The 6,017-nt window shown below is 40.8% G+C and carries 6 protein-coding genes; 1 reads left to right on the forward strand and 5 read right to left on the reverse strand.

Going from position 1 to position 6,017, the window contains the following annotated elements:
* Positions 1-159: 159 nt before the first annotated feature.
* Together AC3LHT_RS08010 and AC3LHT_RS08015 are read right to left on the reverse strand one after the other, a co-directional pair.
* The gene (locus AC3LHT_RS08010; RefSeq protein WP_488662525.1) at positions 160-2,304 is read right to left on the reverse strand and encodes a Tex family protein; all 2,145 of its coding nucleotides are present in this window, start codon (positions 2,302-2,304) and stop codon (positions 160-162) included.
* Positions 2,305-2,312: 8 nt separating this feature from the next.
* Positions 2,313-3,254, reverse strand: coding sequence for a pyruvate kinase (locus AC3LHT_RS08015; RefSeq protein WP_488662523.1), 942 nt, complete (start codon positions 3,252-3,254; stop codon positions 2,313-2,315).
* A gap of 223 nt (positions 3,255-3,477) precedes the next feature.
* Between AC3LHT_RS08015 and AC3LHT_RS08020 the strand changes: the two genes are divergently transcribed.
* A complete protein-coding gene (locus AC3LHT_RS08020) occupies positions 3,478-4,152 on the forward strand; it encodes a hypothetical protein (RefSeq protein ID WP_290668299.1) in 675 nt (224 codons plus the stop codon).
* A 26-nt stretch (positions 4,153-4,178) separates the two neighbouring features.
* On the opposite strand, the gene AC3LHT_RS08025 is transcribed toward AC3LHT_RS08020, so the two are convergent.
* Genes AC3LHT_RS08025 through AC3LHT_RS08035 form a run of 3 tightly spaced genes read right to left on the reverse strand, consistent with a single transcriptional unit; the run spans position 4,179 to position 5,949 of the window.
* On the reverse strand, positions 4,179-4,949 hold the full coding sequence (locus AC3LHT_RS08025; RefSeq protein ID WP_488662524.1) for a metallophosphoesterase family protein: 771 nt from the start codon (positions 4,947-4,949) through the stop codon (positions 4,179-4,181).
* Positions 4,950-4,968: 19 nt separating this feature from the next.
* Positions 4,969-5,289 (reverse strand): ArsR/SmtB family transcription factor, encoded by a 321-nt coding sequence (locus tag AC3LHT_RS08030; RefSeq protein ID WP_290646705.1) that lies wholly within the window; start codon positions 5,287-5,289, stop codon positions 4,969-4,971.
* Positions 5,290-5,304: 15 nt separating this feature from the next.
* Entirely contained in the window at positions 5,305-5,949 is a 645-nt protein-coding gene (locus tag AC3LHT_RS08035; RefSeq protein ID WP_488662526.1) for an arsenic resistance protein, read from the reverse strand.
* Positions 5,950-6,017: the final 68 nt, after the last annotated feature.

The following is a 6,017-nucleotide window of genomic DNA, read 5'->3' on the forward strand; positions in this document are numbered from 1 at the left end:
ATTCGGTGTTGCTACCGGCATGTTGATGACATTGTTTACAGTACCCATGCTCCTTCGTTTGAATGAGATGATAAAAGCCCGCCTTTCTGCCAAAAAGAGCTCTAAGCAAAGGAGCAAGAAACAGGCTGTCGCAAAACCGGTTAACGCTGAAAAGAGAATCTAATTTTCATTGCTAACGAGCTCAAGCGCTATTCGCGAACGCTCCAAATCAACTGATAACACTTTCACTTTGACAATTTGCCCTACGGAGAGAATTTCAAGAGGATCTCTTATTTTGCGACCCATTTTTGAACGGTGAATTAATCCATCCTGCTTAACGCCAATATCTACAAAAGCGCCAAAATCAACTACATTTCTCACAGTTCCTTCCAAGGTCATGCCTGGTTGAAGTTGCTCCATAGTGAGCACATCATCCCTGAGCAAAGGTTTCGGAAGTTCGTCTCTTGGATCCAATCCCGGTTTTTTCAAGGCTTCTACAACATCTCTTACAGTTATGAGGTTGTAATCCGTCTCTTCACAAAAGTCTTGGATGTTAAAGTTCCTAAGTCGGTCTCTGAGCTCTTCTTTGCACTTAACAAGATCGGTTGGGTTCATGCCAATGTTTTCGAGTACAGCGATCGCAATCTGGTAAGATTCCGGATGTATCGTGGTACTGTCAAGCGGATTGTCACCGCCGAGTATTCTGCAAAAACCAGCTGCCTGTTCAAATGCTTTGGAACCAATTCCCCTAACTTTCAACAATTCCTCGCGCTTTTTGAAAAGCCCCTTTTCTTCACGGTATTTCACGATATTCTCCGCGCTTTTTTCATTCAATCCGGAAATATATTTTAAAAGATGCTTTGAAGCGGTATTTAAGTTAACCCCGGCAAAATTCACCGCTGACTCAACTTCCCTATCAAGGGCCTTTTTCAATTTTGTTTTATTTACGTCGTGCTGGTACATGCCAACGCCTATTGACTCTGGCGGAATTTTAACATACTCTGCAAGGGGATCTTGAACTCTTCGGGCAATTGAAATAGCTCCCCGGGTTGTTACATCCAGATCCGGAAACTCTTCAATAGCCACCCTGGAAGCGGAATATATCGAAGCACCTGCTTCAGATACAATGAGATACTTACAGTTCAGTTTGTTTTTCCTAATGGTCTCAGCTACAAATAGTTCCGTCTCTCGTGAAGCAGTTCCATTTCCGATTGCTATGATTTCAACTTTCAGCAGCTTAACCGCTTCGACCACTTTCATTTCCGCTTGCATAAACTCGTTCTTTGGAGGAGTTGGATATATAGTGTCATAATATTGCATAGAGCCATCTTTTCCTATCACAGCGATTTTACAGCCTGTACGATATCCGGGATCTATGCCCATTACAACTTTTGAACCCAGGGGTGTTTGAAGCAGCAGGTTGCGTAAATTCTTTGAAAAGACGGTTATGGCCCTATTTTCAGCCATCTCTTTGAGTTCGTTTCTTATTTCTCTTTCGATTGATGGGAAGAGAAGTCGTTTCAAAGAGTCTTCAGCGGCTTCTACCAGTTCTTCATAATAAGCGAGTTTTCTGTCAAAATTCAACACTCTCAGCACAACAGGAAGAAGATCGCCTGAAACTTCTACTCCAAGTTTTAAAACCTTTTCCCGTTCACCACGAAATAACGCCAATATCCTGTGAGGCACAAGCTGGGAAATGGGCTGGCTGAATTCATAGTAATCCCTGTAAATTCCTTTTGGGTCTTCAGCTTTTCCACGTTCCGAATAGAATTTTCCACTTTTCCTGACAACTTCCCTCAATTTATCACGTATGAGAAGGTTTATGGAAATCTCCTCGGCGATTATATCCTTCGCTCCTGATATGGCATCTTCAATGCTATTTACACCTTTTTCCATGTCAATGTAAGTGGAAATTACTTCTTCATTTCTGGTATAGCCGGTTTTTAGTAGCTCTGCCAAAGGTACCAAGCCCTTTTCCCTGGCAAGATCAGCCCTGGTCTTTTTTTTGCTTTTATATGGTGCATAAAGATCTTCAAGTTCTTGCAGGGTTTTGGCACCCAAAAAAGCGTTTTTTAATTTCGGTGTCAACTTTCCTCGCTCTTCAACAATCGTGATAGTCTCCTGTTTTCTTTCGTGAAGCTTTTTGAGATGTTCCAGCAGATATGATATTTCCCTTATCTGGATTTCATCAAGCTCACCTGTTTTCTCTTTACGATAGCGTGCGATAAATGGAATTGTTTTACCGTCTTCAAGGAGCTCAATCGCATTTTTCACTTTCCACTGTGGGAGTTTTAGCTTATCAGCTATATCGTAAGAAAAATCCATTTTATTATTCACAAGATAACCTCCTGAATAGTTTTCAAAACCTCAATAGGAAATTTTCCTAAAGCTGTCTCGTCTGAAAGAACAACCCCCTTGTAGCCATGCTCAACCAGATCAATCAAATGGCAGATTTCACTTCTCGTTGGAATGGAATGATCTACCATATGCTCCAACACGCCGCCTGCCATCAGTACGGGGATTTGGAACTCAGAAATCAGCTTGTTGAAATTCCTGTAATATTGTGCAAGACCTTTATAGCCAAGCTGTGCTCCCAAATCTCCTCGACATAGCCACAACTCATCGGCAACTTCCCCAATCTTCAAAAGGCGTTCTCGGGTGAGCTCTCGCTCAATTTTTGCAGCAACGTATCTTCCCGATAGGGATTTCAGCTCTTCAATTTCCTCTGCTGAGGAAACAAAAGAAAGGGCATACCTTACAAAACCGTACCCTTTCGTTTTTTCAACTATCATTTTATCCATGTCGGTGATACCCGTAAGTTCAACAGGATGCGGAGAAACATTCAACCCTTTTGCACCTTCAACTACCCCACCTTTTAGCACCATTGCTCTTGCAAAGCTTCTTCCAACGTTGAGAATTTTCAACCTAATTTTTCCATCCGAAAGAGAAAGCTCTTGCTCAGGGATTAGCATCTTTAAAATTTCAACACTGACGATTAGAGCGTTACTCTTTGAAGAATCGGTAACCAACTCAATTTGCTGTCCAGTAATGAGCCTGATTTTAGGCTGATAACGGCTTAATCTCATTTTGTGTCCCTTCAGGTCTATATAAACAGGTAACTTAAGTCTTTGGGTTCTCAAATAATTCAGGAAATTCAAAAGTTGAACAATGCTCAAATGAGAAGAATTTATCCTCAAAGCTCCTGCACCGCTGTTCATAAAGGCTTCAATAATTTTTTTGTTCAGTATCGTTGCAACAATCAAAAAATCCTTCAAAAAAAGCACCTCCCCTAAAAGGATTATAAGGCATTTTGGAAGAGTCTGACAGCTTTTCTATATCCAATTGATTTCCAAAGCATTCAATGCACAAAATTGTAATAATTTTGCATTCAAATGCTATAATTAATTTATCATTGTTGTTATGAGTTAAAGGTTAACACCTATCCGAGGGTGGATTATTAATCATACGATTTCATTGTAAAAAAAAGGGGGGAGTCTCATGGATCTATCCTTTCTCAACAGCCTTATTCAAGCTGTTATTGAAAACTGGTATATCGTCTTGCCTTTCTCTATACTGATGTATTTTGGTGCTCGCTTTTTTGAAGCCGTAACGCTATTTTTGGTAGGTGCGGCAATTGGCTTTTTCTACATCTTTCCGGTAGTGAACAACCAGTTTGCTGACTTCATCAATGGGCTATCCGAATCCGTGCAAAAAGCGCTGCCTATTATTGTTGCTCTGATAATTGCCGTGGCATTTCTTGCAGTTTATAAGGTGGCTGTTTTCATTCTTGTTGCTTTAGCCGCTGGCGGTTTAGTGTATTTCTTTCTTAAAATCATCGTGGATTATTTGTCAGCCAACGTTGAACAATTGAGCAGTTTTTTAGGCAGCAGTGCTGTTACTTATATAGTTATCGGCGTAGCCATCATTGCAGCCATAGTAGGAGGAATCATGGGAAGCAAAAAAAGCAAAAGCGTGTTTACGACGGTTTCAATTATACTTGGATCTGTCGGGATGGTGCTTTCAGCCTATGTCCTTCTGATGAATATGGCTTTCAATATACCTACCGATGAGCTGACACAAAATATATCCGCTATACATATCTCGGCGATGGGAATTCTTGTGATCCTTCTCTCTATTTTTGGACTCAAAAGAGCTTTCGCTCATCCAGCTTAAAAACAATCTTGAGCAGGGATTCTTTTTCAAAGAAAGAATCCCTGTTTATTTGTTATGTGACTTTTCCCCATGTCAAATGTTGCTCCCAGAGAAAGTACCACTGCAAGTTCTATGGGAAGCTGATGCTTTGCAAGTTTTTCTATGGTTCTTTTTACGGGATATTCAACCCTTACAAATTCATACTTCAATACTCCACTGTCTATGTCAACAATCAAATAGCATGCCCTTGGATCACCATCTTTTGGACGACCAACACTGCCGTCGTTGAAAACGTACTTCCCTTTAACCCACCGTGCCATGGGTAAATGTGTATGACCGTTTATTATAATATCTGCATTTGTTGCTGCCACAACCCGCTCAAGTCGGTTTGGCTTTGTATCCGGCTTTATGTATTCAAGCAAATTGTTAAGAGGGCTACCGTGAACAAGAAGAAATCTTACGCCCTCCATTTCAAACTCAAGCTTATGAGGAAGGCCTCTCAGAAATGCTTTCGACACATCTGAAGTGTTCCTTATTGACCAATTGAGCGTGATATCTCCCACCTCTGTTTCCCTTCCTGGATTGTAAGCACAGCCACAGCTTTCTTTTTCGTATCCGACTGCATCGTCATAGTTTCCCATCACGGTTGGGATATTCTGTTCGATGATTCTTTTAACCGTTGCTTCGGGGTCAGGCCCATAACCAACAAGATCACCTACACAGTACAGTTTGTCTACATTCCTTTTCTTAATATCTTCAAGCACCGCGTCAAGTGCTTCAAGGTTTCCGTGGATGTCTGAGATGAATGCAATTTTCATGATTGTCTCCATTTCCTCCTTAGTGGCATGATCTTTTTAATTCTTTTTTCTCTATGGCATATTCATTCTTAGCGAGTTCTATAATTTCTTTTATGAAAGGCTCATATGGCCTGGAAGGGCTGTAATATCTCCAGCGTCCCTCCTGCCTTACGGCGACTAGTCCCACATCAAGCAACTCCTTTAAATGCCTTGAAATAGTGGGCTGGGGAGCGTTAATAAGCTCCTCAAAATCACATACACACAGCTCATCATAGGTATCTGTAAAGGCAAGTATCTCGAGATTCAGTTCTTTGCTTAGCACCTTTAAAATATCCGGTAGCGATATGGTCTTAGATTTCATTTTCATCCCTCTTTTCTATTTGGCAAATTTGAATTTTTCTTTGTTCTTTTTCATCATAGCAACAAGTGATAGCATCACAGGAACTTCAACGAGTACTCCTACGACCGTTGCAAGGGCAGCACCTGAATCCATGCCAAAGAGGATGAGAGCCACAGCAATGGAAAGTTCAAAGAAATTCGACGCACCTATGAATGTTGAAGGCGCAGCTTCAAAATATTCTATTTTCAACGCTTTTGCCCCCATATAACCAATGTAGAATATCAGATAGGTTTGAAGAATCAAAGGAACTGCTATCAAAAGTATATGAAGTGGATTATCGAAAATCGTTTTTCCCTGGAACATGAAAACAAAGACAAGTGTAAGAAGCAACCCCAACTTGGTAAATGGATCAAAGTATGGAATAACTCTCTTTTCAAGAAATTCCTTTCCTTTCTTTCGAATAATATAACGTCTCGTCATAATTGCCAAAAGTAATGGAAGAGCCACATAGAAAACCACTGACCAGAAAATTGTTGAGAAAGGCACCGGGAAACCTGTGGATACGCCAATAAGCAACTTTCCAAGGGGTGCAAAAACAAAAAGAATCACCAGATCGTTAATTGCTACTTGCACCAATGCGTAGTTTATATTTCCCTTTGCAAGATTTTGGCTGGGAAATATTTAAACCATTGGATAAAGCGCGAGGACTGTTTGAGTTTTTAGTTTACTAAAACGAGTTCCGCAGCGCC

The sequence above is a fragment of the Kosmotoga sp. genome (assembly GCF_982836095.1).

Coding starts and splice junctions, on each gene's coding strand:
- AC3LHT_RS08030 (WP_290646705.1), bottom strand. CDS start 5,289: ATGAAATCTAAGACCATATCGCTACCGGATATTTTAAAGGTGCTAAGC.
- AC3LHT_RS08010 (WP_488662525.1), bottom strand. CDS start 2,304: ATGGATTTTTCTTACGATATAGCTGATAAGCTAAAACTCCCACAGTGG.
- AC3LHT_RS08020 (WP_290668299.1), top strand. CDS start 3,478: ATGGATCTATCCTTTCTCAACAGCCTTATTCAAGCTGTTATTGAAAAC.
- AC3LHT_RS08025 (WP_488662524.1), bottom strand. CDS start 4,949: ATGAAAATTGCATTCATCTCAGACATCCACGGAAACCTTGAAGCACTT.